The sequence below is a fragment of the Citrobacter sp. Igbk 17 genome (assembly GCF_028069775.1).
In the GTDB taxonomy this organism is placed as follows: domain Bacteria; phylum Pseudomonadota; class Gammaproteobacteria; order Enterobacterales; family Enterobacteriaceae; genus Citrobacter.
Genome location: NZ_JANEWI010000029.1, coordinates 1 through 23,742 on the forward strand (window position 1 = coordinate 1; position 23,742 = coordinate 23,742).

Genomic DNA, 23,742 nt, shown 5'->3' on the forward strand with positions numbered 1-23,742 from the left:
GCAATATTTTATTATTTTATAAATATGCATTTAATAAGAATTCGGCCCATTCGGCGGCGTGTTTTTATAAAGATGATGACAAGAATTTGCTATCACAACACGATTTTGACGCACATACAGCCTTCAGGTTGCCAACAATTTGCCGACACCGCTTTTTATAGTAAGTCTCGAAGTATTCTACGAGCCAGCAAGGAGACCGCTGGTAAAGACACGAACTCTGCTTAGAAGGTGTCACAATGAACGATTCACTAAAAGCGCAATGCATTGCCGAGTTTTTGGGTACCGGGCTATTTTTGTTTTTTGGCATTGGATGCCTGAGCGCCTTGAAAGTAGCCGGTGCCAGTTTAGGGTTGTGGGAAATCTGCATTATATGGGGGCTGGGGATCTCACTGGCAGTTTATCTGACTGCAGGGATCTCGGGTGCACATCTCAATCCCGCTATCACCATCGCACTGTGGCTGTTTGCCTGTTTTCCTGGCCGTAAAGTGTTGCCGTACTCCATTGCTCAGGTGGCTGGTGCCTTTGGTGGCGCTCTGCTCGCCTATTTGTTGTATGGCAGTTTGTTTATCGAGTACGAAACCGCCCACCACATGGTGCGGGGCAGCCTCGAAAGTTTGCAGCTTGCCAGCATATTTAGTACTTATCCTGCCGCTGCACTCAGCGTCTGGCAGGCTGCACTGGTGGAAGTTGTGATTACCTCCATTCTGATGGGAATGATCATGGCGCTCACCGATGATGGCAATGGGATTCCCCGGGGGCCGTTAGCACCACTACTGATCGGTATTCTGGTTGCTGTTCTAGGGGCTTCTACCGGGCCGCTTACCGGATTTGCCATGAATCCGGCTCGTGATTTTGGGCCTAAATTGTTCGCATGGATGGCGGGCTGGGGGGATGTCGCGATGACTGGGGGGCGTGATATTCCTTACTTTATTGTCCCGATCGTGGCACCTATCATTGGTGCTTGTGCGGGGGCAGCAATTTATCGTTACTTTATTGGCAAAAACTTACCGTGTAATAGCTGTAAGCTGGAGGAAAATGAGCGTTAGCTTCATGGAAAATGTTTATTTTTGAAATGTAATAACTGTTTTCGTGATCAGGTTTCCTGAACCGCTTAAAAAGTCTCCCAAGAATGGGAGACTTTTGTTATGTTCGAATACGCCTTTTATCATTGCTTTGGATAGCGAGATGAAAGCGGATGTAAATAATATGTTTTATTTATAACAATAAATTAACTGAGAGGTTTTATCATGATTTCTGCGAGTGCCCTGAACTCAGAACTCATTAATAAAATCGCACAGGATTTTGCGCAGGCCACCAGTCTGGCTGTTGTGGTTGTCAATATTCACGGTGATGAAATTTCTGAGCTTTTTAATTTCACCCCTTTTTGCCAGTTGATGCGCCAGCATCCTCAACATAGTACGCGATGTCGTATGAGCGATCGCTGTGGGGGACTGGAAGCTTCAAAATCCGATCAACCTTGCATTTATCGCTGCCATGCCGGACTTACCGACTTCTCCATTCCGCTGGTCATTGCGGGACATCTGGTAGGGTTTGTCTTATGTGGTCAGGTGCGCTTAAGTAATGACGTGGGGCTGGTGGATATTCTGAACGTGGACGACCGTTGGCAAGCCGATCCCGAACTGGTGAGTGAATTTCGTAATGTACCGGAAATGGACTATTCGCGGGTTATTGCCTCTGCTGATTTGCTAAAGCTCATTGTAGAAAATTGTCTTAAAAAACAACTGAATTTCGTCGTAATTAAAGACAATCCGCAACAGTCAGAGCCGGTGCGGGCTAATCGTAGTCCGAACCCTCATGACAGTAAAATGAAGAAAGCCTTGCGTTATATTGATGCGCATTTATCGGACGAGCTTCGTCTGGAAGATGTTGCCTCTCATGTTTATCTCAGCCCTTACTATTTCAGCAAATTGTTCAAAAAATATCAGGGGATAGGATTTAACGCATGGGTAAATCAACAGCGAATGGCGAGTGCCAAAGAGTTACTTTGTCATAGCGACTGGAGCATTGCCAGTATCGCGCGAAATTTAGGCTTCTCACAAACCAGTTATTTTTGCAAAGTTTTCCGTCAAACGTACCAGGTTACGCCGCAGGCTTTCCGTCAGCAAATAAATGTCATCTCATCTGAAGAGACAGCTTAAATAGCAATAATTTGCTATTGCCGATTTTTGATATCGTATGCTATGTCAGTCATTATAAAATGAAAAATAACTACAGCAGTCAATAAATTGTCATAGCGCAACAAAATAATGGTATTTGAAGGATAAACTGCACCAGTTTTTATTTTTGTGATGAGATACAGTGTCTGTGTGAAAGACTTTCTTTATTCTTTAATGACGCTTTCATTCAAAAAATGAACATATGAATAAACGGGTTGAGGCCATAACATTGGTTGAATGTACCCGGCAAGATATTAAATTGAATTATTGTCATGAGGTCGTGAATTTGCCTCAAGACACAGAGCCAAATTAAATCGGCTCTTGAACTGACAGGTTTGCCACATTTGTGGTAGGGAAGGGGGTGAGAATCCCCCGCAGCCCCCGCTGCTGTGATGCTGACGACCCCGTATAGACCACTGATCGCAAGATTGGGAAGGACGGGCGAGGACGACGCTAAGCCAGAAGACCTGCCTGTCGGTGACTACCAACAACTTCGGTGGGAAGTGGGTTGCGCAGATGCATACAGTCGAGAGACTGGGTATCTATACACCCCTACCACCCTGAACAGGATCAGGGTATGGCGGCCAGTTTTCACGCATTTGTTCTTGCAGGTACCGGTAGCGGCTGTGGCAAAACCACGGTAACGCTGGGCTTGTTGAGCCTGATGAAAAAGCGCGGTTTACGCGTCCAGCCATGCAAAGTCGGTCCTGATTACCTTGATACTGGCTGGCACACCGCGGTATGTGGTACGGCTTCCCGCAATCTTGATAGCTTCATGCTACCCACCTCTACACTGAATGCCTTATTTTGCGAGCAGATGCGGCACGCGGATATTGCCGTTATCGAAGGCGTTATGGGGTTATATGACGGCTATGGCACAGACCCTGATTACTGCAGTACTGCGGCGATGGCGAAACAGTTGGGCTGCCCGGTCATCTTGCTGGTTGACGGTAAGGCGGTTTCCACTTCGATAGCCGCCACGGTGATGGGATTCCAGCATTTTGATCCCAGTCTGAACATTGCAGGCGTGATTGTTAATCGGGTCAACAGCGAAACACATTACCAGCTACTCAAAGTTGCGATTGAGCGTTATTGCTCCGTGCCTGTATTGGGCTATGTTCCTCGCATGGAGGGCGTCGCGCTCCCTGAGCGTCATTTGGGGCTGGTTACCGCTCGTGAGTCAGTTATCAACCAGCAGCCGTGGCAGGATTTTGCCGCGATGCTGGAACAGACGCTGGATATCGACGCGCTGCTGGCCTTAAGTGCGTCAGACAACCTTCCTGTTGGTGAATGGCCCGCCCTGCCTGCTGCAGACGCAGGCGCAGGGTTAACGCTGGCCATTGCTGATGACGAGGCGTTCAACTTTTATTATCCGGATAACATTACGTTACTGGCGCGTACGGGCCTCAACATTGTTCGTTTTAGCCCGCTGCACGATACCTGTTTACCGGACTGCCAGATGATCTGGTTAGGCGGTGGGTATCCGGAACTGCATGCTGCGGCCCTGGCCCGTAATGTCACCATGCTGGAGCAATTGCGAGCGGCACATCAGCGTGGCGTCGCTATTTATGCAGAGTGCGGAGGGTTGATGTATCTCGGTAGCTCGCTGGAGGACAGCAACGGCGATCGCTGGCAAATGGTAGATATCATTCCGGGGCACAGCAAAATGGGCAAACGGCTGACCCGGTTTGGTTACTGCGAGGCGCAAGCCACACAGCAAACATTGCTGGCAACGGCCGGTGAAGTCCTGCGCGGGCATGAATTCCACTATTCCGATTTTACCCCTGAAACTCCGGCGGTAATGAGTTGCCGCAAGGTGCGTGATGGCAAAACGCTGCAGGCCTGGTCAGGCGGATGGCAGGTCGGAAATACCTTCGCCAGCTACCTGCACGTTCATTTTGCCCAGCGCCCCGAAATGCTCAATCACTGGCTGGCCGCTGCGAGGAACGCGCTATGACGATACTTGCATGGTGCGTTGCCTGGCTGCTGGATTTTATCATTGGCGATCCGCAGAACTGGCCTCACCCGGTGCGCTGGATTGGCAACCTTATCTCCGCAGTCCAGCGAGTCATTCGGCGTTATTGCCATCGTGATAGCACGCTGAGAATCGGCGGTGCCGTGATGTGGATCGTGGTGGTCGGTGTGACATGGGGCGTTTCCTGGGGAGTGCTGACGCTGGCGAATTCCATTCATCCGTGGCTGGGATGGGGCGTAGAGGTGTGGATGATCTTTACCGTGCTGGCGGGGCGTTGTCTGGCGAATGCTGCGCTGGATGTTGAGCGTCCATTGCGTGCCAATAATCTCGCCGAAAGTCGGGAAAAACTTTCCTGGATTGTGGGACGTGATACCTCACAGCTGCAACCAAAACAGATCAACCGCGCCGTGGTGGAAACCGTGGCGGAAAACACCGTTGACGGCATCATCGCGCCGCTGTTCTTTCTCTTACTGGGCGGTGCGCCGCTGGCGATGGCCTACAAAGCGGTGAATACCCTCGATTCAATGGTGGGGTACAAACATGAAAAGTACCGTGCTATCGGCATGGTCAGCGCCCGTCTGGACGATGTCGCTAACTTTATTCCGGCAAGACTGAGCTGGTTGTTGCTGGGTGTGGCGGCGTTTTTATGCCGCCAGGACGGCGCACGCGCTTTGCAGATTGGCTGGCGTGATCGCTACAACCATAGCAGCCCAAACTGCGCGTGGTCGGAAGCTGCTGTGGCCGGCGCATTAGGTATTCGCCTGGGGGGACCCAATGACTACTTTGGCGAACGCGTTGAGAAACCGTGGATTGGCGATCAACAACGAGACATTTCTGTAGACGACATTTCCCAAACGATTCGATTGATGTGGGTAGCATCGACCCTGGCACTGGCGCTTTTTATTGCGCTGCGCTGGCTGTGGGTCGGTGTCGCCTGAGGACAACAAAATGCACTATATCCAGCAACCTCAAGCGATTGAGGCCAAAAGTTTCGACATCATTGGTGAGATTATCAGTGAAACCCGCCCGGATTATCAGTTTGCCAGTCCGTTGCATGAAGCCATCATCAAGAGGGTGATCCACACAACCGCGGATTTCGACTGGCTGGACATTCTGTGGTTTTCCAGCGGTGTACTGGAACAGTTTTGCGCAGCATTGAGTCGCCCGAGTGTGATTTATACCGATACCACGATGGCGCTTTCCGGGATCAACAAAACCCTGCTGGCAAAATTCGGTGGCGAATGCCGCTGTTACATCAGCGACCCACGCGTGGTGCGGGCAGCAAAAGAACAGGGGATCACGCGTTCAATGGCTGCAGTCGACATTGCCGTGAAGGAAGAAGGCGAAAAACTGTTTGTCTTTGGCAACGCGCCAACCGCGTTGTTCCGGCTGCTGGAACATGATGCACCTGTCAGCGGTGTGGTTGGCGTACCGGTAGGATTTGTTGGCGCGGCGGAGTCGAAGGACGCACTGACACAAAGTCATCTGCCCGCCATTGCCGCATTAGGTCGCAAAGGTGGCAGTAACGTCGCTGCCGCTATCGTCAACGCCATGCTTTATCACATGCAGGGGGCGCGATGAGCGACCAGTCCTTCGATACGCCAGTGTGGCACAACGGTAAAGCGCTGCGTAAAGGGTACACCACGGGATCGTGTGCGACGGCGGCGGCAAAAGTCGCTGCGTTGATGGTGCTGCGCCAGCATCTGATCCATCAGGTTTCCATTGTGACGCCTTCCGGGGTGACGTTATGCCTGAACGTGGAATCACCGCATATCGAAGGGCAACAGGCGATTGCCGCCATCCGCAAAGATGGTGGTGATGATGTGGACGCCACGCATGGGATGCTGATCTTTGCCCGCGTGACGTTAGACGATAGCAAAGAAATTGTCTTACAGGGCGGTGAAGGTGTCGGTACGGTGACCCGTAAAGGGATTGGTTTGCCGGTGGGCAGTTCGGCGATTAACCGGACACCTCGTCAGACCATTGAGTCCGCAGTACGTGAAGCGATTGGACCAAATCGTGGGGCAAACATCGAGATTTTTGCGCCTGAAGGTGAAGAACGGGCGCAAAAAACCTACAACTCGCGCCTGGGGATTCTGGGCGGTATTTCGATCATTGGTACCACGGGCATTGTTACGCCGATGTCGGAAGAGAGCTGGAAACGTTCGCTATCGCTGGAACTGGAGATCAAACGCGCGGCAGGACTGGATCGCGTCGTACTGGTACCGGGTAACCACGGTGAACGTTTTGTGCGTGAACAAATGGGGATCGACACACAGGTTGTAGTCACTATGAGCAACTTTGTCGGTTACATGATTGAAGAAGCGGTGCGCCTGGGATTCCGCCAGATCGTGCTGGTTGGCCACCCTGGCAAACTTATCAAAATCGCGGCAGGGATCTTCCATACCCACAGTCATATCGCTGATGCCCGCATGGAAACGCTGGTGGCTCACCTCGCATTACTTGGCGCGCCGTTGGAACTGCTGACGCTGGTCAGCGACTGTGACACGACCGAAGCTGCGATGGAACATATCGAAGCATACGGTTTTCAACACATTTACAACCATTTGGCGAAGCGTATTTGTATGCGCGTCCTGCAAACCCTGCGTTTTACGAAAAATCCCCCGACCTGCGACGCCATCATGTTCTCTTTTGATAATCAGGTCCTCGGCAGCAATCGTCCGGTCGCGGAGATCGCAGAGGAGATGGAATGTTAACTGTTGTTGGGATGGGACCCGCTGGGTTGCATTTGATGACGCCGGTGGCGCGCGACGCGGTTGCAAAGGCCGATGTGCTGGTCGGTGGTAAGCGGCATCTGCAGCAGTTCCCGGATTTTGCCGGTGAACGGTTTGCTCTTGGCGCCAATATTCCGGATCTATTGAACTGGATAAGCGAACATCAGGCGCGAAACGTGGTGGTACTGGCCTCAGGCGACCCGCTGTTCTACGGCATTGGCACGCGGATGGTGGCGCATTTTGGTATTGAAAATGTGCGCATTATTCCCGGTATTAGCGCCGTTCAGTATCTGTGTGCACAAGCTGGTATTGATATGAACGACATGTGGCTCACCAGTAGCCACGGTCGCAGTGTCTGTTTTGATGAACTGGCTCGACACAACAAGGTTGCGATGGTGACTGATGCGCTGTGTGGCCCGCGTGAAATTGCACAGCAGTTGGTGGCCAGAGGCAAAGGACATCGCTGGATGGTGATTGGCGAAAACCTGGCGATGGACAATGAACGTATCCACTGCCTGCCTGTAAGCAAAATTACAGCCGACTATGACATGAATGCAGTGGTGATCCTCGATGAAAGATGAGCTTTTTCTACGTGGAGAGAAAGTGCCGATGACCAAAGAAGCGGTACGTGCACTCGCCCTCTCAAAACTTGAATTACACCGCGCCAGCCATCTGATTGATATCGGCGCGGGAACCGGCAGCGTGTCGATTGAGGCGGCGTTGCAATATCCAGGGCTGCGTATCACGGCGATCGAGCGTAATCCGGATGCACTCAGGCTGCTGGATGAAAACCGTCAGCATTTTGCCTGCGCAAACATCGATATTTTTCCCGGTATCGCGCCGATGACGATTGCGGAAAAAGCCGATGCCATTTTCATGGGTGGTAGCGGCGGCCATCTGACCGATCTGATCGACTGGTCAATGCGTCAGTTACATCCCGCAGGGCGATTGGTGATGACATTTATCCTTCAGGAAAACCTCAACACCGCTCTGGCTCATCTGGACCACCTTGGCATTCAGGGTGTGGATTGCCTGCAACTGCAGGTTTCCTCACTTGCCACGCTGGGTAGTGGTCACTATTTCAAACCGAATAACTCCGTATTTGTTATCGCCTGTCAGAAGGAAGGAACCCATGTCTGAGATTTTTGATCCCCGTAGTGTGTGGTTTGTTGGCGCAGGTCCTGGCGATCGCGAGCTGATTACCCTCAAAGGTTACCGGTTGCTCCAGCAGGCACAGGTGGTTATCTATGCCGGATCGCTGATTAACACTGAATTACTGGAATATTGCCCGGCCGGAGCGGAATGTCATGACAGCGCCGAACTGCATCTGGAGCAGATCCTTGATCTGATGGAAGCGGGCGTGAAAGCCGGTAAAACCGTCGTGCGTCTGCAAACCGGTGATGTTTCCTTGTATGGCTCTGTGCGTGAGCAAGGCGAAGAGCTGACCAAACGCGGGATCGACTGGCAGGTGGTGCCTGGCGTTAGCGCATTCCTGGGCGCGGCTGCGGAGTTGGGCGTCGAGTATACCGTACCGGAAGTGTCGCAGAGTCTCATCATTACCCGTCTGGAAGGTCGCACGCCGGTACCGGAACGTGAACAACTGGAGTCGTTTGCCAGTCACCAGACATCGATGGCGATTTATCTTTCCGTCCAACGCATCCACCGGGTTGCTGAGCGTCTGATTGAAGGCGGTTACCCGGCGGCCACGCCAGTGGCGGTGATCTACAAGGCAACCTGGCCGGAAAGTCAGACCGTGCGCGGTACCCTGGCAGATATTGGCGACAAAGTTCGCGACGCAGGGATCCGTAAAACGGCGCTCATTCTGGTCGGTAACTTCCTGGGCTCGGAGTATCACTACTCCAAACTCTATGCGGCGGATTTTAGCCATGAATACCGTAAAGCCTGAATCACTCGCGCTATTTTGCCTGACCCCCGGCGGCGTTGTGCTTGCTAAACGTCTGGCGGCGATGCTGCCGGTAACCTGTTTCACCAGTGAAAAACTGCTGGAGGAGGGATTTATTCCTTTCGACAACGGTTTTGCTAACACCGCGCGCGATGCGTTTGCGAATTACTCAGCGCTGATTTTTATCGGTGCAACCGGCATTGCCGTGCGTGTGCTGGCTCCGCTGGTCAATGACAAATTTTGCGATCCGGCGGTGGTGGTCATTGATGAACGTGCCCAGCATGTCATTAGCCTGCTCTCCGGCCATGCGGGGGGCGCTAACGCACTGGCGCGTTATCTGGCGGGAATGCTGGGGGCTGACCCGGTCATTACCACCGCGACGGATGTTAACGATATGGCGGCGCTGGACACACTGGCGTTTCAGTTAAATGCCCGTATGAATGATTTCCGCTCGGCGGTCAAAATCGTTAACCAGATGCTGGTCAGCAACAAACGGGTTGGTCTGTGGTGGGACGACGAACTGGCACAGGACGTCAGCCATTGCGACCGCCGTGGATTTATCACGGTGACCGATCTCAATCAGCTGCCTGAACTGGATGCGCTGATTTGTATTACCTTGCGCAACAATCTGCCTGAGCTGCCCGTTGTGCACTGGAAGCTGGTACCGCAGCGAGTGGTTGCCGGAATTGGCTGTCGTCGGGATACGCCGTTCCCACTGTTAGCTGCGCTGCTGGCACGCCAACTCGAAGCCCAACGCTTCGACCCACTGGCGTTAAAAGCAATTGGCAGCATCACGCTGAAAAAAGACGAACAGGGGCTTATCCAACTGGCCTCCTGTTGTCGTGTGCCTTTCGAAACCTTTACCGCTGACGCGCTGCGTGAGCATGAACACCGTTTTCCGGCCTCATCGTTTGTACGCAAAACGGTGGGTACAGGAAGCGTTTCTGGTCCTGCAGCCTGGCTGCTGAGCCACGGACAACTGTTAGGCGAGACCCTGCGCGAACAGGGCGTCACGATCACTTTGGGAGTTTCACACTGATGTTAAGCGTAATTGGAATTGGACCAGGCTCGCAGGCAATGATGACCATGGAAGCCGTTGAAGCTCTCCAGGCGGCGGAAATCATTGTTGGCTATAAAACCTACACCCATCTGGTAAAGGCGTTCACCGGCGATAAGCAGGTGATCAAAACCGGGATGTGCAAAGAGATTGAACGTTGCCAGGCCGCAATTGAACTAGCACAGGCTGGCCACAACGTGGCGCTGATTAGCAGCGGCGACGCCGGGATTTACGGTATGGCCGGGTTGGTGCTTGAGCTGGTCAGCAAGCAAAAACTGGATGTTGAGGTTCGGCTGATCCCTGGGATGACGGCAAGTATTGCCGCCGCCTCATTGCTTGGCGCACCGCTGATGCACGATTTTTGCCATATCAGCCTGAGTGACCTGTTAACGCCGTGGCCGGTAATTGAAAAACGCATTATTGCCGCCGGTGAAGCTGACTTCGTTATCTGTTTCTACAACCCGCGCAGTCGCGGTCGTGAAGGTCATCTGGCGCGTGCATTTGAACTGCTTTCCGCCAGCAAGAGCGCACAAACACCCGTAGGTATCGTGAAGTCGGCCGGTCGTAAAAAACAGGAAAAATGGCTGACTAAGCTCGGTGATATGGATTTTGAACCGGTGGATATGACCAGTCTGGTGATTGTCGGCAACAAAACCACCTATGTACAGGATGGGCTGATGATTACACCACGGGGTTATGTGCTGTGAATTACGGTGATGTGCTGGTTATGGGTGGCACCAGCGATGCGCGCATGCTGTGCCAGCAACTGGATGCGGCAAATGTCGCTTACACCCTGTCGGTGGCGACGCCGACAGGTAAGCAACTGGCAGGTGACATCAAAGGTCAGGTTCGCTGCGGGCGTCTGGAACGCGAACAAATGATTGCCTGGTTGCAGGAAAACCGGACGCGCTGGGTGATTGATGCGTCACATCCTTATGCCGAGGTGGTGAGCCGCAACATCATGAACGCCTGTGAAGCGGCCGGCGTGTTGTTGAGCCGCTATCAGCGACCTGAACAGTTGAGTGATTTAACTCACCCGCATCTGCACACCGTACAGAGCATCCAGCAAGCATGTGAAACAGCACGTCGTTTTGGCGAACGCGTGTTGCTGACAACCGGCAGTAAAGATTTGGCTATCTGGCGTGCAGGCTTGCCTGAAAAAACGCTGCTGGCACGCGTACTGCCTGTGCCAGAGGTGATTCAACAGTGCGCGGATCTGGGGTTTGGCGTGGGCGAAATCTTCGCGCTGTGTGGGCCGTTTAGCGCCGAGTTCAATGCCGCGTTTTATCGCCAGTGTCGGGCGGATGTGATGATCACCAAAGCGTCAGGCGCGGAAGGGGGTTATCAGGAAAAAGTTCAGCCCTGTCTGGATGCAGGTATTCCCTGCATCGTGATTACACGCCCGGCACCGTTGGTGACGGGAGAAGAATTACTGGAAAGTCAGGCCGCATTTGGGGCGCGTTTAACGCGCTGGCTGGCCGCTGCTTAAGGAGTAAGAGATGAAAAAGGCGCTTCTGGTGGTCAGCTTTGGCACCAGCTATCACGACACCTGTGAGAAGAATATTGTGGCCTGCGAGCGCGACCTTGCGGCCAGTTGCCCCGACCGCGATCTGTTCAGGGCATTTACCTCCGGGATGATCATCCGCAAGCTCAAACAGCGGGACGGTATTGAGATCGACACGCCACTGCAGGCGCTGCAAAAGCTGGCGGAGCAGGGGTATCAGGATGTGGCTATTCAGTCGCTGCACATCATTAATGGTGACGAATACGAGAAAATTGTTCGTGAAGTCCAAAGTATGCGCCCGCTGTTTTCACGCCTGACTTTGGGGGTGCCGTTGTTGAGCAGTCACGATGATTACGCACAACTGATGCTGGCGCTGCAACAGCAGATGCCGACGTTAAGTGAGCGTGAAAAAGTCGTGTTTATGGGTCACGGTGCCAGTCATCACGCCTTTGCTGCTTATGCCTGTCTCGATCACATGATGACAGCGCAGCGCTTCCCGGCTCGCGTAGGTGCAGTAGAAAGCTACCCGGAAGTTGAGGTGCTGATCGAAAGCTTAGGCCAGGAAGGTGTGACGGCGGTTCATCTTATGCCGCTAATGCTGGTTGCAGGTGACCACGCTATCAATGATATGGCCTCTGATGAAGAGGATTCGTGGAAAACGTTGTTTAACGCAGCAGGCATTCCGGCTACGCCATGGCTCAGCGGTCTGGGTGAGAATCCGGCGGTTCGTGCCATGTTCGTCGCCCATTTACAGCAAGCGCTGAGCGTAGCGTTGGAGGAAGCAGCATGAGTGGCAAATTGTATGCACTGAGCACCGGGCCCGGTGCTGCCGATCTGGTCACCGTGCGTGCAGCACGCACCCTTGGGACGCTGGATATTCTCTATGCGCCGGCCGGGCGTAAAGGTGGCGATAGTCTGGCGTTGTCGATCGTACGTGAATATATCGGTCAGCAAACTGAAGTTCGCTGCTGCCATTTCCCGATGAGTGCTGATAGTGCTGAAAAAGAGGCTGTCTGGGATGAGGTCGCCGCTGCGTTGGTTCAGGAAGTGGACGCGGGTAAACAGGTTGGTTTTATTACCCTCGGCGATGCCATGTTATTCAGTACCTGGATCTTTTTACTCCAGCGTATTGGTCATCCAGACTGGTTAGAAATTGTCCCCGGCGTCACCTCGTTTGCCGCGATTGCGGCACGTTCAAAAACGCCGCTTGCTATGGAGCAACAGTCCCTGGCAGTGGTCTCCTGTACCGCGCCGGAAAGTGAAATCCAGCATGCTTTAACACAGCATGACAGCCTGGTGCTGATGAAGGTGTACGGTCGTTTTGCGCGCATCAAAGCGCTGCTGCAACAAGAAGGCTTGCTGGACTGCGCATTGATGATGTCTGAAGCCACGCTGCCAGGTGAGCAGTGCTGGCGCCATCTGAATGAAGTGAGCGACGATCAGCCGCTGCCTTATTTCTCAACCATTCTGGTTAATAAACAGTGGGAGTATGCACAATGAAGCTTGAACAACAGCTCAAACAGCTGTCTTTCAGCGGGTTAGCTGCGGCACTATTACTGATGATTGTTCCTGAGCAGGCGTTTGCGATGCACATTATGGAAGGCTTTTTGCCACCGATGTGGGCGCTGGCCTGGTGGCTGCTGTTTCTGCCTTGCCTGTGGTACGGGTTAGTGCGTCTGCGCCAGATCGTACAGGAAGATAACCACCAGAAAGTCCTATTGGCCCTGTGTGGAGCCTTCATTTTTGTCCTGTCGGCGCTAAAAATTCCTTCCGTTACCGGGAGCTGCTCACATCCGACAGGGGTGGGGCTGGCGGTTATCCTGTTCGGGCCGGGGGTGGTGGCGATTCTTGGGGCAATCGTCTTGCTGTTTCAGGCGCTGTTACTGGCCCACGGCGGTTTGACAACGCTTGGTGCGAACGGTATGTCGATGGCGGTAATCGGCCCGGTTGTTGGGTATATGGTGTGGAAGATGGCCTGTCGCGCGGGGTTCCGTCGTGATGTTTGCGTCTTCCTGTGCGCCATGCTGGCAGACCTCGTGACCTATTTCGTCACCTCTGTGCAGTTGGGCGTCGCCTTCCCGGATCCCTCTGCGGGGGCGATGGGATCAATTATCAAATTCATGGGTATCTTCTGTCTGACGCAGGTTCCAATTGCGATCGCAGAGGGGCTGCTAACCGTGATGATTTATGACCAGTTAACCAAACGCCAGTTGATTACCGCACAAGGACATTAACGATGAAAAAGACGCTGATTTTATTAGGGATGGTCATTGCGCTGGTGGTCCTGCCGTTTTTCATCAACCACGGTGGAGAATACGGCGGTTCGGACGGTGAAGCGGAAAGCCAGATTCAGGCTATCGCGCCACATTATGAGCCGTGGTTCCAGCCATTGTATGAACCTGCAAGCGGTGAAATTGAAAGCCTGCTGTTTACGCTACAGGGTTCGTTGGGGGCTGCCGTGATTTTCTATATCCTGGGGTATACCAAGGGCAGGCAGCGCCGTGATGACCGGGCTTGACAGACTCAGCTACCAGAGCCGCTGGTTTCATGTCTCACCGCAGCGAAAATTCTTGCTCTGGCTGGTGATGATGGTTCTGGCCTTTACTCTGCCCCCGCTGGGGCAGGGTATCGAGATGTTGCTGATAGCGGTACTCAGTTGCTGGTTACTGCGGGTTTCTTTCTGGCGTTGGTGTCGTTGGATGGCGTTACCGTTTGGCTTTCTGCTGGTGGGCGTTGTGACGATTTTGTTTAGCGTCAGTCGCGACCCGCATACCTTACTGGCCAGCATGCCCGTGGGCAGTTTCTGGCTGGGGATCACCGCATCGGGCATACACACGGCCAATGAGACGTTCTGGCGAAGCCTTGCGGCGCTGGCTGCAACGTTCTGGCTGGTGCTGAATTTACCGTTTCCGCAGTTAATTATCCTGCTCAAACGTGCACATGTCCCACGGCTGATGACCGAGCTGATTCTGCTGACCTGGCGATTTATTTTTATCCTGTTAGACGAGGCACTCGCCATTCATCGCGCACAAACGCTGCGTTTTGGTTATCGTAGCTTGCCGTTGGGCTATCGCTCTTTGGCGATGCTGGTGGGATTATTGTTTACCCGCGTGTTGATCCGTTATCAGCAAATGACCACCACACTGGATATCAAACTGTATCAGGGTGATTTTCACCTGTAAGGAAAAGTATGCTTGCCACCTCAGCGCTTTGGTTTCGCTACCAGGATGACCCGATTCTCAAAGGGCTAACGCTGGACTTTTCTCAACATGCCGTCACCGGACTGGTGGGGGCCAATGGCTGCGGGAAGTCCACGCTGTTTATGAACCTGAGTGGTTTACTGCGCCCACAACAGGGGGCGGTGATGTGGCAAGGAAAACCACTGGATTACAGCAAGCGCGGCCTGCTGGCGCTACGTCAGCAGGTGGCAACGGTATTTCAGGACCCCGATCAGCAAATCTTTTATACCGATATCGATAGTGACATCGCGTTTAGCCTGCGTAATCTGGGCGTGGACGAGGCTGAAATTACCCGTCGGGTGGACGATGCCTTAACGCTGGTCGATGCTCAACATTTTCGCCATCAGCCCATTCAGTGTCTCAGCCACGGACAAAAAAAGCGCGTGGCGATTGCGGGGGCGCTGGTGCTGCAAGCGCAGTATTTGTTACTGGATGAACCCACCGCCGGTCTCGACCCATCAGGGCGTACGCAGATGATCGAGATTATCAAACGCATCGTGGCGCAAGGTAATCATGTGGTTATTTCCAGCCATGATATCGATCTCATCTATGAAGTCAGCGATGCGGTGTACGTTTTACGTCGCGGAGAAGTGCTGACGCACGGTACGCCGGGTGACGTGTTCGCCCGTACCGATCTTATTGAACAAGCTGGGTTAACTCAGCCATGGCTGGTGAAATTGCACACCGAGCTGGGTTTCCCGCTGTGTAAAACAGAGGCTGAATTTTTTAGCTGTATGCGAAAGAACGCACTGAAGGAGGCGTCATGACGCAGGCAATAATGTTGCAGGGAACGGCATCTGATGTTGGCAAAAGCGTGCTCGTCGCCGGGCTGTGTCGTATTTTTTATCAGGATGGATTGCGTACCGCGCCGTTCAAATCGCAGAACATGGCGTTGAACTCAGGCATTACGCCGGAAGGAAAGGAGATGGGGCGCGCGCAAATATTTCAGGCTGAGGCGGCAGGGATAACGCCGGATGTGCGTATGAACCCTGTGCTGCTTAAACCGACCAGCGATCGTAAAGCACAGGTCGTGTTGATGGGCAAAGTGGCAACTGATATGGATGCGGTCAGTTACCACGAGTACAAACCGCGGCTGCGTGAACAGATTATTTCAGTTTATAACAGTCTGGCGCAGGAGTTTGACGTTGTCGTGCTGGAAGGGGCGGGCAGCCCGGCTGAAATCAACCTGCGCGATCGCGATATCGTCAATATGGGGATGGCGGAGATGGCGCGCTGCCCGGTCGTCCTGGTGGCGGATATCGATCGCGGTGGGGTATTTGCCTCCATTTACGGCACACTGGCGCTGCTGCACGACCATGAACGCGCCAGAGTCAAAGGGGTCATCATCAACAAGTTTCGCGGTGATGTGGCGTTGTTGCACTCCGGCATTGAACAAATTGAGGCGCTGACCGGCGTTCCGGTGTTGGGCGTGATGCCATGGCTGGATGTAGACCTCGAAGACGAGGATGGCGTCGCACTGCAAAAAGGGAAGTACATACGCACGGATAAGCGAGATATAGAGATAGCCGTAGTCCAACTGCCACATATCTCAAACTTTACCGACTTCAACGCGCTTGCCGCTCAACCGGATGTTCGTGTGCGCTATGTGCGCCACCCGGAGGAGCTGGCGGGAGCCGATCTGGTGATCCTGCCGGGCAGTAAAAATACGCTGGGCGATCTGGTCTGGTTACGTGAAAGCGGTATAGCCCACGGCGTGTTGCAATTACACCGTCAGCGTGTACCGGTGATCGGAATTTGCGGTGGCTACCAGATGCTCGGAGACACCATCATTGATGATGTGGAGTCAGGACTCGGCACGCTGCCGGGGCTCGGGCTGCTGAATATCGTGACCCATTTTGCCCAGCATAAAACGACGACCCAGGTGGCAGGGGTGATGTCTTCCACGCTGCCGGACTGGCTGGCGGGTGTTGCGGAGCTATCCGTACGCGGCTATGAAATTCATATGGGTGAAACGCAATTAACAGATGACTGCCAGCCCGTCATGACGCTGCATAAAAACGGTGGTGCTATGGCTGACGGTGCGGTGAGCTCAGATGGACTGGTATTGGGTACCTATCTGCACGGTCTGTTTGACAGTGATGAATTCACCCGTGCGCTGGTCAACGGCCTGCGTGAACGCAAAGGGCTAACCGCGCTGGATTCCACTTTCCAATACGCGCAATATAAATCGCAGCAGTTTGATCTGCTGGCGGATGCGATGCGACAACACATCGATATTGAGAAAATTTATACCATCATGCAGCAGCACCGGGAGCCCGTATGATGATTCTGGTGACGGGCGGTGCCCGCAGCGGAAAAAGTCGACATGCGGAAGCGTTAATTGCCGATTCCCCGCAGGTGCTGTATATCGCCACATCGCAGATTTTTGATGAGGAGATGGCAGCACGTATTCAGCACCATCGCGATGGGCGTCCCGCGCACTGGCGTACTGCTGAGCGTTGGCAACATCTTGATGAACTGATCACGGCGGCGAACGATCCGCAGGAAGCCATTCTGCTGGAGTGCATCACCACGATGGTGACCAACCAGTTGTTTGCACTGGGCGGTGACAGCGATCCTGACGGCTGGGATTACGCAGCAATGGAACGCGCCATTGAGGCGGAGATCCGTACGCTGATTGAGGCCTGTCAGCGCTGTCCGGCTACAGTTGTTTTGGTGACAAATGAAGTGGGGATGGGGATCGTTCCGGAGAACCGTCTGGCGCGGCATTTCCGCGATATTGCCGGACGTGTTAACCAACGCCTGGCGGCGGCAGCGGATGAGGTCTGGCTGGTGGTATCAGGAATTGGAGTCAAAATTAAATGAGTAAGTTGTTTTGGGCAATGCTCTCTTTTATCAGCCGTTTGCCCGTTCCAACGCGTTGGTCGCAAGGGCTGGATTTCGAGCATTATTCACGCGGTATCGTTATGTTCCCCCTTATAGGTGTTGTGCTGGGTGGGCTGGCGGGACTGGTCTTTATGGTGCTGCAATCCTGGTGTGGTATTCCTCTGGCCGCCCTGTTTGCCGTGCTGGCGCTGGCGCTGCTAACCGGTGGCTTTCACCTTGATGGACTGGCGGATACCTGTGACGGCATTTTTTCTGCACGTCGACGCGAACGGATGCTGGAAATCATGCGCGACAGTCGACTCGGGACCCATGGCGGACTGGCACTGATCTTTGTGCTACTGGCCAAAGTGCTGGTGGTGAGCGAACTGGCGCTGCGCGGAACGCCGATGCTGGCAGCACTGGCTGCAGCCTGCGTCGCTGGGCGGGGTAGTGCTGTTTTGCTGATGTATCGACACCGTTATGCCCGCGAAGAAGGGCTGGGAAATGTCTTTATTGGCAAAGTTACCGGACGACAAACCTGTGTCACGTTGGGGTTCACGGCGATCCTGGCGGCCGTCCTGCTTCCTGGCATGCGCGGTGTGGCAGCACTGGTCGTTACGTTGGTGGCGATCTTCATTCTTGGGCAGTTATTAAAACGCACGTTAGGTGGGCAAACCGGCGATACGCTGGGTGCGGCCATTGAACTTGGCGAGTTGGTTTTCCTGCTGGCTCTGCTTTGAGTCAGTCAACATACTGGAACCCTTATGCAGACTTTATCCTCTTTACTTCACGCGATCCCTTCACCCGATAGCGCTGCAATGTTGCGCGCACAGCAACATATTGATGGACTGCTTAAACCGCCGGGAAGTCTTGGGCGACTCGAATCTCTCGCTGTGCAACTGGCCGGTATGCCAGGCCTGAAAGGCGTGCCGCATGTCTGGGGGAAAGCGATGCTGGTGATGTGCGCCGACCACGGAGTGTGGGATGAAGGTGTTGCTGTTTCGCCTAAGATCGTTACAGCGATTCAGGCGGCCAATATGACGCGCGGAACGACCGGTGTCTGCGTGCTGGCCGCTCAGGCTGGCGCAAAGGTGCATGTGATTGATGTGGGAATTGACGCCGAACTCATTCCTGGCGTAGTGAACATGCGCGTAGCACGCGGTTGCGGCAATATTGCACAAGGGCCGGCAATGCGTCGCTCACAAGCCGAAGAGCTGCTGCTGGAAGTGATTCGGTATACCCGAGAACTGGCGGATGATGGCGTAACATTGTTTGGCGTCGGTGAGCTTGGCATGGCAAACACCACGCCGGCGGCGGCGATTGTCAGTGTGTTAACCGGTAGCGATGCAGAGGATGTGGTGGGTATTGGTGCTAACCTTCCGCTCTCAAGGGTAGGAAATAAGGTCGATGTTGTTCGCCGGGCCATTGCCGTCAACCAGCCGGACAGCCGTGATGGTATTGATGTGCTGGCAAAAGTAGGTGGTTTTGATCTTGTCGGTATGGCGGGGGTGATGTTAGGTGCGGCGTCTTGCGGTCTGCCGGTCATCCTGGATGGTTTCCTGTCTTATTCAGCGGCACTGGCTGCTTGTCAGATAGCGCCGGAGATTAAACCTTATCTGATCCCGTCGCATTTCTCCGCCGAAAAGGGCGCTCGTACTGCACTGGCGCACCTGGAACTGGAGCCGTATCTCAACATGGGAATGCGTTTAGGCGAAGGCAGTGGTGCCGCGCTGGCGATGCCCATTGTTGAAGCTGCCTGCGCGATGTATAGCAATATGGGGCAGTTAGCTGCCAGTAATATTATATTACCGGATGGCAAAGAAGTGTAGCCGCCCACGACCCCGCTTTAAGGCGGGGTTTTTCATGTGCATTCTCGTCGTAACCCCCTAAAACAGATAAAAAAGCTATACTTAACGGATGTCTGCTGCGACGAAGGAAAGGAAAAAGATGCGTCGTGTAAAACTGCTGTGTGCTTTTGTTATGCTGCTCGCGAGTCAGGGATCGCAGGCGGTGAGCTACCCATTGCCTCCTGAGGGCAGCCGTCTGGTGGGAAGTCCTCTGACGATAACAATTCCCGCTGGTAACACTCAGCCCCTGGAGGCTTTTGCCGCACAGTATGGACAGGGATTGAGCAACATGCTCGAAGCCAATCCTGGTGTGGATGTGTTTCTGCCAAAGTCGGGTTCCACACTGGTGGTGCCACAACAATTGATATTGCCTGATACCGTACGTGAAGGCATCGTTATCAACGTCGCGGAAATGCGGCTCTACTATTACCCTGAGGGCGCCAATACGGTAGAGGTGTTACCTATTGGTATTGGGCAGGCCGGGAGGGAAACGCCGCGCAACTGGGTCACGGCGGTCGAACGTAAACAGGAAGCACCAAGCTGGACGCCCACGGCAAATACCCGGCGGGAGTATGCTGCTCGTGGGGAAAGCTTACCGGCGTTTGTGCCTGCCGGGCCAGACAATCCGATGGGACTGTACGCTATCTATATCGGCAGGTTGTACGCCATTCATGGTACTAATGCCAACTTCGGTATTGGGCTACGCGTGAGCCAGGGCTGTATCCGTCTGCGTAATGACGACATCAAATACCTGTTTGATACTGTGCCGGTTGGCACGCGTGTTCAGATTATTGACCGACCGGTAAAATTCAGCACCGAGCCAGACGGTAGCCATTGGGTTGAGGTTCATGAACCGCTGTCCCGCAATCGCTCCGAATATGAATCTGACAGAAAGGTTCCGCTGCCCGTCACCCCCGTTTTGCGTACGTTTATCAGCGGGAATGACGTGGATGTGAATCGTGGGAATCAGGCACTGGAACGCCGTTCCGGGATGCCGGTGAATATCAGTCTGGTGCAGGCACATTAGCAATGTTACTACGCGGCTCTTTCTTAGCTCTGGCTATGGTGGGCCGCTTTTTTAAGCTGATACTGCCCCATTTTTACAAAACCGATATGGTCCGCCATCAACTGAGCTTCGTGCTCGCTGTGGGTAACCAGCAGCGCGGTCTGGCCGGCAGCCCGTAAAATATCCCGAACCTCATTACCAAGGCGCTCGCGTGTGCGCTTATCCAGGCTGGAGAAGGGCTCATCCAGCAGTAAAATTTCCGGGTGTGGCGCCAGCGCACGGGCTAACGCGATGCGCTGCTGCTGCCCGCCAGAAAGCTCATGGGGGTAATGGTTAGCATGACTGTGCAATTCCACCATTTTCAACAGCTCTGTCACTCTGGCCTGCTGCGCTTCGCGTGGCATACGCCGTAAACCGAAGGCAACGTTTTGTTGTGCTGTCAGATGGGGAAATAAGGCGTATTCCTGAAAGACCATGCCGACATGACGTTTTTCCGGCGGCAAATGAACGCCGGGGCCAGCGATACGGCGCTCTGAGACATAGATCTCTCCACACTGCAGTCGTTCAAAACCGGCAACTGCACGCAATACCGTTGTTTTCCCACAGCCTGAAGCGCCAAGCAGACAAGCAATTTCCCCTTTGCGTACCGACATTGAGAATCCGGTCAGGACCGGTTGCTGGCTGTTGCCGTAGGCAACGTGCACGTCCTGGAGTCGTAATGCGATTTCTGACATTGTTGCTCTCTTAACCACGGCGAGTCATCTGGTGACGCACCAACAATATAACGGGCAGTGTACCTGCTAAAACAATCAGCAGCGCGGCAATCGCGCCTTCTTCATAGGTTCCGCGGGCGGCTTCTGCATACAGCAGAGTGGCCAGTGTTTCGAAATTTACCGGGCGCAACAGCAGCGTTGTTGGCAGTTCTTTCATCGCATCGGCAAAAACCAGCAATGCACTGCTCACTAATGCCGGACGCAGTAACGGAAAATGAACGCGGGCAAATGTTCCGGCACCGTTTTCGCCGAGCAAGCGTGAAGCCTGTTCGAGTGACGGCGGAATGCGGCCCAGACCGGAGTCCAGCGCGCCGATGGCAATTGCCTGGAAGCGCATCGCGCAGCAAATGACCAACAAAATACCGGCAGACATCAGCGGTAACCCGCGAATATCCAGTAAGTCGGCCAGCCAACGATCGACAGCCATCGCTGGGGGCAAAAAACCAATCGCCAGAATCGTTCCGGGCACCGCATAACCGAGGGAGGCCAGACGCATCACGCCACGACGAAAGCCTGGCATCGCGTTGTCTGCCGCGCTATGGCGTGCGCTCCAGGCGACCAGCAAGCTGACGCAAATCACCACCAGCGTGGTGCCTGCTGCCAGCAAGAGCGTATTTTGTAATGCTGAAAGCAACGAGGCGGACAGTGGGCTCGTGTCCCCTAAGCGTTTGGCACTTTCCCACATCAAAAAGAGAACCGGGGCCACAAAGCCCAATATAACGGGTAGCGAAATGACAGCGCCAAGTAGCCAGCCACGCCAGCCGTGCACGCGAGTAGGTTGGATTTCCCGCAGGCTGCGGCTGCTGAATCCTTGCTTTCTGCGTCCGTAAAATTCCAGCGTCAGAATGAAGAAGATAAACATCAGCATCATGCAGGCGATTTGTGCAGCGGCGGATAAATCAGAGCGAGAGATCCACGTAGTGTAGACGGTAACGGTTAGCGTTTGTACGCCGAGGAACTCCGATGCACCAATATCGTTGAGCGTTTCCAGAAGTGCCAGGCTGATGCCGACAGCCAGTGCCGGGCGCGCCATTGGCAGGGCGACACGGAAGAACGTCCCGGTAGCGCTACATCCCAGCGTGCGGGCAGCCTCCAGTAAATGGGCCGGCTGACTTATAAAGGTGGCGCGGGTCGTCAGATAGACGTAAGGGTAGAGCACTAAACCGAGCAAAATAATCGCGCCGGCAAGCGAGCGCAAATCCGGTAGCCGGAACTGTCGTGGACTGTCAAAGCCCAGCAGGAAGCGGATAAAGGTTTGCAGAGGGCCGATCGGATGCAGCAGATCGAGCCAGGCAAAGGCGACGATGTAGGTTGGCATCGCCAGCGGCAGCAGCAACGCCCAACTGAGGATCTTACGTCCAGGAAAGTCCCATGCTGTGACGGCCCAGGCGCTGCCTACACCAATCACGCCAACCAATACGGCAACACCGACTAATAGCAGCACGGTATTTTTTAATGCTGCAGGTAGTACAAACGTAATGAGATTGTCCCAGTGTGATAAATCCGACTGGGTAGCTTGCCAGATAAGCGCAATGATGGGAGTCAGGACGCCAAGCGCAATGCAAAGCGCCCCAAGGTGCAACGGCGTTAATAATGACTGCGGCCCGGAAACCAGGCCGCGTAACGTCGGAAATTGCAGAAGTTTATTGATCGAATCCAACTTTATCTACCAGCAGACTTGCTTGTTTACGGTATTTCACAATTTCGGTTAACGGAATTTTATCGACGTCGATTTCACCAATTGTCGCGTTGATCACTGGGTCGAGAGTGACGCCTTTCAGTACCGGGTATTCGAAGTTCGCTTTCGCGTACTGCTGCTGGGCAGGTGCGGAAACCAGATATTCCATCAGCTTAACGGCATCGGCTTTATTGGGGGCATAGCGTGCTACTGCAGCGCCGCTGATATTGACGTGCGTGCCGCCATTTTCAAAGGTCGGCTTGACGACTTTAATTGCATCACCCCATTGGCGTGCATCGCTGCCTTCTTTGGCATTTTTCATATGGCCGACGTAATAGGAGTTCGCCAGGCCAATATCGCAAATGCCCCCGAGGATATCACGGGCAACGTCTCGGTCGCCGCCGGTCGCTTTACGTGCCAGGTTCGCTTTCACGCCACGCAGCCATTCTTCCGTTTTTGCTTCACCGTGATGTGCGATCATGGCGGCAATCAATGCAGTGTTATACGGATGTTGTCCGGAGCGGATACAGACTTTGCCTTTGTACTCAGGGTTGGCGAGTTGTTCGTAATGCCAGTTATCGATTGGCATTGACTTCTCGGCGTACAACACACGCGCACGCATTGACAGCGCAAACCACTGGTTATCTGCACCGCGGAGATTGGCCGGAATAGCAGCTTTCAGTGCTTCTGACTCTACGGGTTGTGTCACACCAGCGTCAACTAAATCGATAAGATTCCCGGCGTCAACGGTCATCAGCAGGTCGGCAGGGGAGTTTTTACCTTCCGCTTTAACACGCTCAAGCATGCCGTCCTTGATATAGACCGTGTTGACTTTTATACCGCTGGTTTTCGTCCAGCTATCCAGCAGGGGCTGAATCAGACCCGGTTCACGGGTGGTATACAGCGTTAACGCATCCTGAGCGAAAGCCGGCAGGCTGACAGAGAGGACCAGAGCAGAAGCAAGCGTGATACGGCGCAGTCCAGTGCGAGGCAGAGCATTCATCGTTTATATCCCAGCGTAA

General features: G+C 53.9%; 26 protein-coding genes and 1 riboswitch. Of the genes, 23 read left to right on the top strand and 3 right to left on the bottom strand.

Annotation, left to right across the window (positions count from 1 at the left end):
- The first annotated feature begins 236 nt into the window (after positions 1–236).
- The 23 genes from pduF (at position 237) to ldtA (ending at position 20,290) form a co-directional block, all read left to right on the top strand.
- A complete protein-coding gene (pduF, locus tag NNO08_RS16390; protein ID WP_048211992.1) occupies positions 237–1,046 on the top strand; it encodes a propanediol diffusion facilitator PduF in 810 nt (269 codons plus the stop codon).
- A 201-nt stretch (positions 1,047–1,247) separates the two neighbouring features.
- Positions 1,248–2,159, top strand: a complete 912-nt coding sequence (gene pocR / locus NNO08_RS16395; RefSeq protein ID WP_005123057.1) for a transcriptional regulator PocR — start codon at positions 1,248–1,250, stop codon at positions 2,157–2,159.
- A gap of 332 nt (positions 2,160–2,491) precedes the next feature.
- A riboswitch (cobalamin riboswitch) is annotated at positions 2,492–2,666 on the top strand.
- A gap of 88 nt (positions 2,667–2,754) precedes the next feature.
- Positions 2,755–4,134, top strand: a complete 1,380-nt coding sequence (locus NNO08_RS16400; RefSeq protein ID WP_271457109.1) for a cobyrinate a,c-diamide synthase — start codon at positions 2,755–2,757, stop codon at positions 4,132–4,134.
- Positions 4,131–5,090, top strand: coding sequence for an adenosylcobinamide-phosphate synthase CbiB (gene cbiB, locus NNO08_RS16405; RefSeq protein WP_271455295.1), 960 nt, complete (start codon positions 4,131–4,133; stop codon positions 5,088–5,090). The genes NNO08_RS16400 and cbiB overlap by 4 nt, the downstream gene beginning before the upstream one ends.
- Positions 5,091–5,100: 10 nt before the next feature.
- Positions 5,101–5,733 (top strand): cobalt-precorrin-8 methylmutase, encoded by a 633-nt coding sequence (locus NNO08_RS16410; RefSeq protein WP_271448965.1) that lies wholly within the window; start codon positions 5,101–5,103, stop codon positions 5,731–5,733.
- Positions 5,730–6,869 carry a cobalt-precorrin-5B (C(1))-methyltransferase CbiD gene (gene cbiD, locus NNO08_RS16415; protein WP_137382362.1) on the top strand — a complete coding sequence of 380 codons (1,140 nt, stop codon included), beginning with the start codon at positions 5,730–5,732 and terminating at the stop codon, positions 6,867–6,869. Before NNO08_RS16410 ends, cbiD begins: the two co-directional genes overlap by 4 nt.
- Positions 6,863–7,468, top strand: coding sequence for a cobalt-precorrin-7 (C(5))-methyltransferase (locus tag NNO08_RS16420; protein ID WP_271448964.1), 606 nt, complete (start codon positions 6,863–6,865; stop codon positions 7,466–7,468). Before cbiD ends, NNO08_RS16420 begins: the two co-directional genes overlap by 7 nt.
- Positions 7,458–8,027, top strand: coding sequence for a decarboxylating cobalt-precorrin-6B (C(15))-methyltransferase (locus tag NNO08_RS16425; protein WP_271457110.1), 570 nt, complete (start codon positions 7,458–7,460; stop codon positions 8,025–8,027). Before NNO08_RS16420 ends, NNO08_RS16425 begins: the two co-directional genes overlap by 11 nt.
- Positions 8,020–8,793: a cobalt-precorrin-4 methyltransferase gene (locus NNO08_RS16430; RefSeq protein ID WP_005123046.1), complete on the top strand. Its 774-nt coding sequence runs from the start codon at positions 8,020–8,022 to the stop codon at positions 8,791–8,793. Before NNO08_RS16425 ends, NNO08_RS16430 begins: the two co-directional genes overlap by 8 nt.
- Positions 8,774–9,829 carry a cobalt-precorrin 5A hydrolase gene (gene cbiG, locus NNO08_RS16435; protein WP_271448963.1) on the top strand — a complete coding sequence of 352 codons (1,056 nt, stop codon included), beginning with the start codon at positions 8,774–8,776 and terminating at the stop codon, positions 9,827–9,829. Before NNO08_RS16430 ends, cbiG begins: the two co-directional genes overlap by 20 nt.
- Positions 9,829–10,554, top strand: a complete 726-nt coding sequence (locus tag NNO08_RS16440) for a precorrin-3B C(17)-methyltransferase (protein WP_271457111.1) — start codon at positions 9,829–9,831, stop codon at positions 10,552–10,554. Before cbiG ends, NNO08_RS16440 begins: the two co-directional genes overlap by 1 nt.
- Complete coding sequence (locus NNO08_RS16445; protein WP_202038918.1) at positions 10,551–11,336, top strand: cobalt-precorrin-6A reductase; 786 nt, start codon at positions 10,551–10,553, stop codon at positions 11,334–11,336. The genes NNO08_RS16440 and NNO08_RS16445 overlap by 4 nt, the downstream gene beginning before the upstream one ends.
- A gap of 10 nt (positions 11,337–11,346) precedes the next feature.
- Positions 11,347–12,141, top strand: a complete 795-nt coding sequence (cbiK, locus tag NNO08_RS16450) for a sirohydrochlorin cobaltochelatase (protein ID WP_271457112.1) — start codon at positions 11,347–11,349, stop codon at positions 12,139–12,141.
- Positions 12,138–12,851, top strand: a complete 714-nt coding sequence (locus tag NNO08_RS16455) for a cobalt-factor II C(20)-methyltransferase (RefSeq protein ID WP_271457113.1) — start codon at positions 12,138–12,140, stop codon at positions 12,849–12,851. The genes cbiK and NNO08_RS16455 overlap by 4 nt, the downstream gene beginning before the upstream one ends.
- The gene (gene cbiM / locus NNO08_RS16460; RefSeq protein ID WP_271441833.1) at positions 12,848–13,585 is read left to right on the top strand and encodes a cobalt ECF transporter S component CbiM; all 738 of its coding nucleotides are present in this window, start codon (positions 12,848–12,850) and stop codon (positions 13,583–13,585) included. Before NNO08_RS16455 ends, cbiM begins: the two co-directional genes overlap by 4 nt.
- A gap of 2 nt (positions 13,586–13,587) precedes the next feature.
- Positions 13,588–13,869 carry an energy-coupling factor ABC transporter substrate-binding protein gene (locus NNO08_RS16465; RefSeq protein ID WP_202038914.1) on the top strand — a complete coding sequence of 94 codons (282 nt, stop codon included), beginning with the start codon at positions 13,588–13,590 and terminating at the stop codon, positions 13,867–13,869.
- Positions 13,856–14,533, top strand: coding sequence for an energy-coupling factor ABC transporter transmembrane protein (locus tag NNO08_RS16470; RefSeq protein WP_271457133.1), 678 nt, complete (start codon positions 13,856–13,858; stop codon positions 14,531–14,533). The genes NNO08_RS16465 and NNO08_RS16470 overlap by 14 nt, the downstream gene beginning before the upstream one ends.
- Before the next feature lie 8 nt (positions 14,534–14,541).
- Positions 14,542–15,357 (top strand): energy-coupling factor ABC transporter ATP-binding protein, encoded by an 816-nt coding sequence (locus NNO08_RS16475; RefSeq protein WP_271457114.1) that lies wholly within the window; start codon positions 14,542–14,544, stop codon positions 15,355–15,357.
- The gene (locus NNO08_RS16480) at positions 15,354–16,874 is read left to right on the top strand and encodes a cobyric acid synthase (RefSeq protein WP_271457115.1); all 1,521 of its coding nucleotides are present in this window, start codon (positions 15,354–15,356) and stop codon (positions 16,872–16,874) included. Before NNO08_RS16475 ends, NNO08_RS16480 begins: the two co-directional genes overlap by 4 nt.
- The gene (cobU, locus tag NNO08_RS16485) at positions 16,871–17,416 is read left to right on the top strand and encodes a bifunctional adenosylcobinamide kinase/adenosylcobinamide-phosphate guanylyltransferase (RefSeq protein WP_271455290.1); all 546 of its coding nucleotides are present in this window, start codon (positions 16,871–16,873) and stop codon (positions 17,414–17,416) included. Before NNO08_RS16480 ends, cobU begins: the two co-directional genes overlap by 4 nt.
- Positions 17,413–18,156: an adenosylcobinamide-GDP ribazoletransferase gene (cobS, locus tag NNO08_RS16490; protein WP_271457116.1), complete on the top strand. Its 744-nt coding sequence runs from the start codon at positions 17,413–17,415 to the stop codon at positions 18,154–18,156. Before cobU ends, cobS begins: the two co-directional genes overlap by 4 nt.
- A 24-nt stretch (positions 18,157–18,180) precedes the next feature.
- On the top strand, positions 18,181–19,245 hold the full coding sequence (gene cobT / locus NNO08_RS16495; RefSeq protein WP_271457117.1) for a nicotinate-nucleotide--dimethylbenzimidazole phosphoribosyltransferase: 1,065 nt from the start codon (positions 18,181–18,183) through the stop codon (positions 19,243–19,245).
- Positions 19,246–19,363: 118 nt separating this feature from the next.
- Positions 19,364–20,290 carry a L,D-transpeptidase gene (gene ldtA / locus NNO08_RS16500; protein ID WP_271457118.1) on the top strand — a complete coding sequence of 309 codons (927 nt, stop codon included), beginning with the start codon at positions 19,364–19,366 and terminating at the stop codon, positions 20,288–20,290.
- A 23-nt stretch (positions 20,291–20,313) separates the two neighbouring features.
- Here the strand turns inward: ldtA and NNO08_RS16505 are convergent, their stop codons facing one another.
- From NNO08_RS16505 to NNO08_RS16515, 3 genes are read right to left on the bottom strand one after another with little or no spacing between them, the layout of a single operon-like run.
- Entirely contained in the window at positions 20,314–21,003 is a 690-nt protein-coding gene (locus NNO08_RS16505; protein ID WP_271457119.1) for an ABC transporter ATP-binding protein, read from the bottom strand.
- 10 nt (positions 21,004–21,013) lie between these two features.
- The gene (locus NNO08_RS16510) at positions 21,014–22,702 is read right to left on the bottom strand and encodes an ABC transporter permease (protein ID WP_271457120.1); all 1,689 of its coding nucleotides are present in this window, start codon (positions 22,700–22,702) and stop codon (positions 21,014–21,016) included.
- Positions 22,686–23,723, bottom strand: a complete 1,038-nt coding sequence (locus NNO08_RS16515; RefSeq protein ID WP_271457121.1) for an extracellular solute-binding protein — start codon at positions 23,721–23,723, stop codon at positions 22,686–22,688. Before NNO08_RS16515 ends, NNO08_RS16510 begins: the two co-directional genes overlap by 17 nt.
- Positions 23,724–23,742 lie beyond the last annotated feature (19 nt).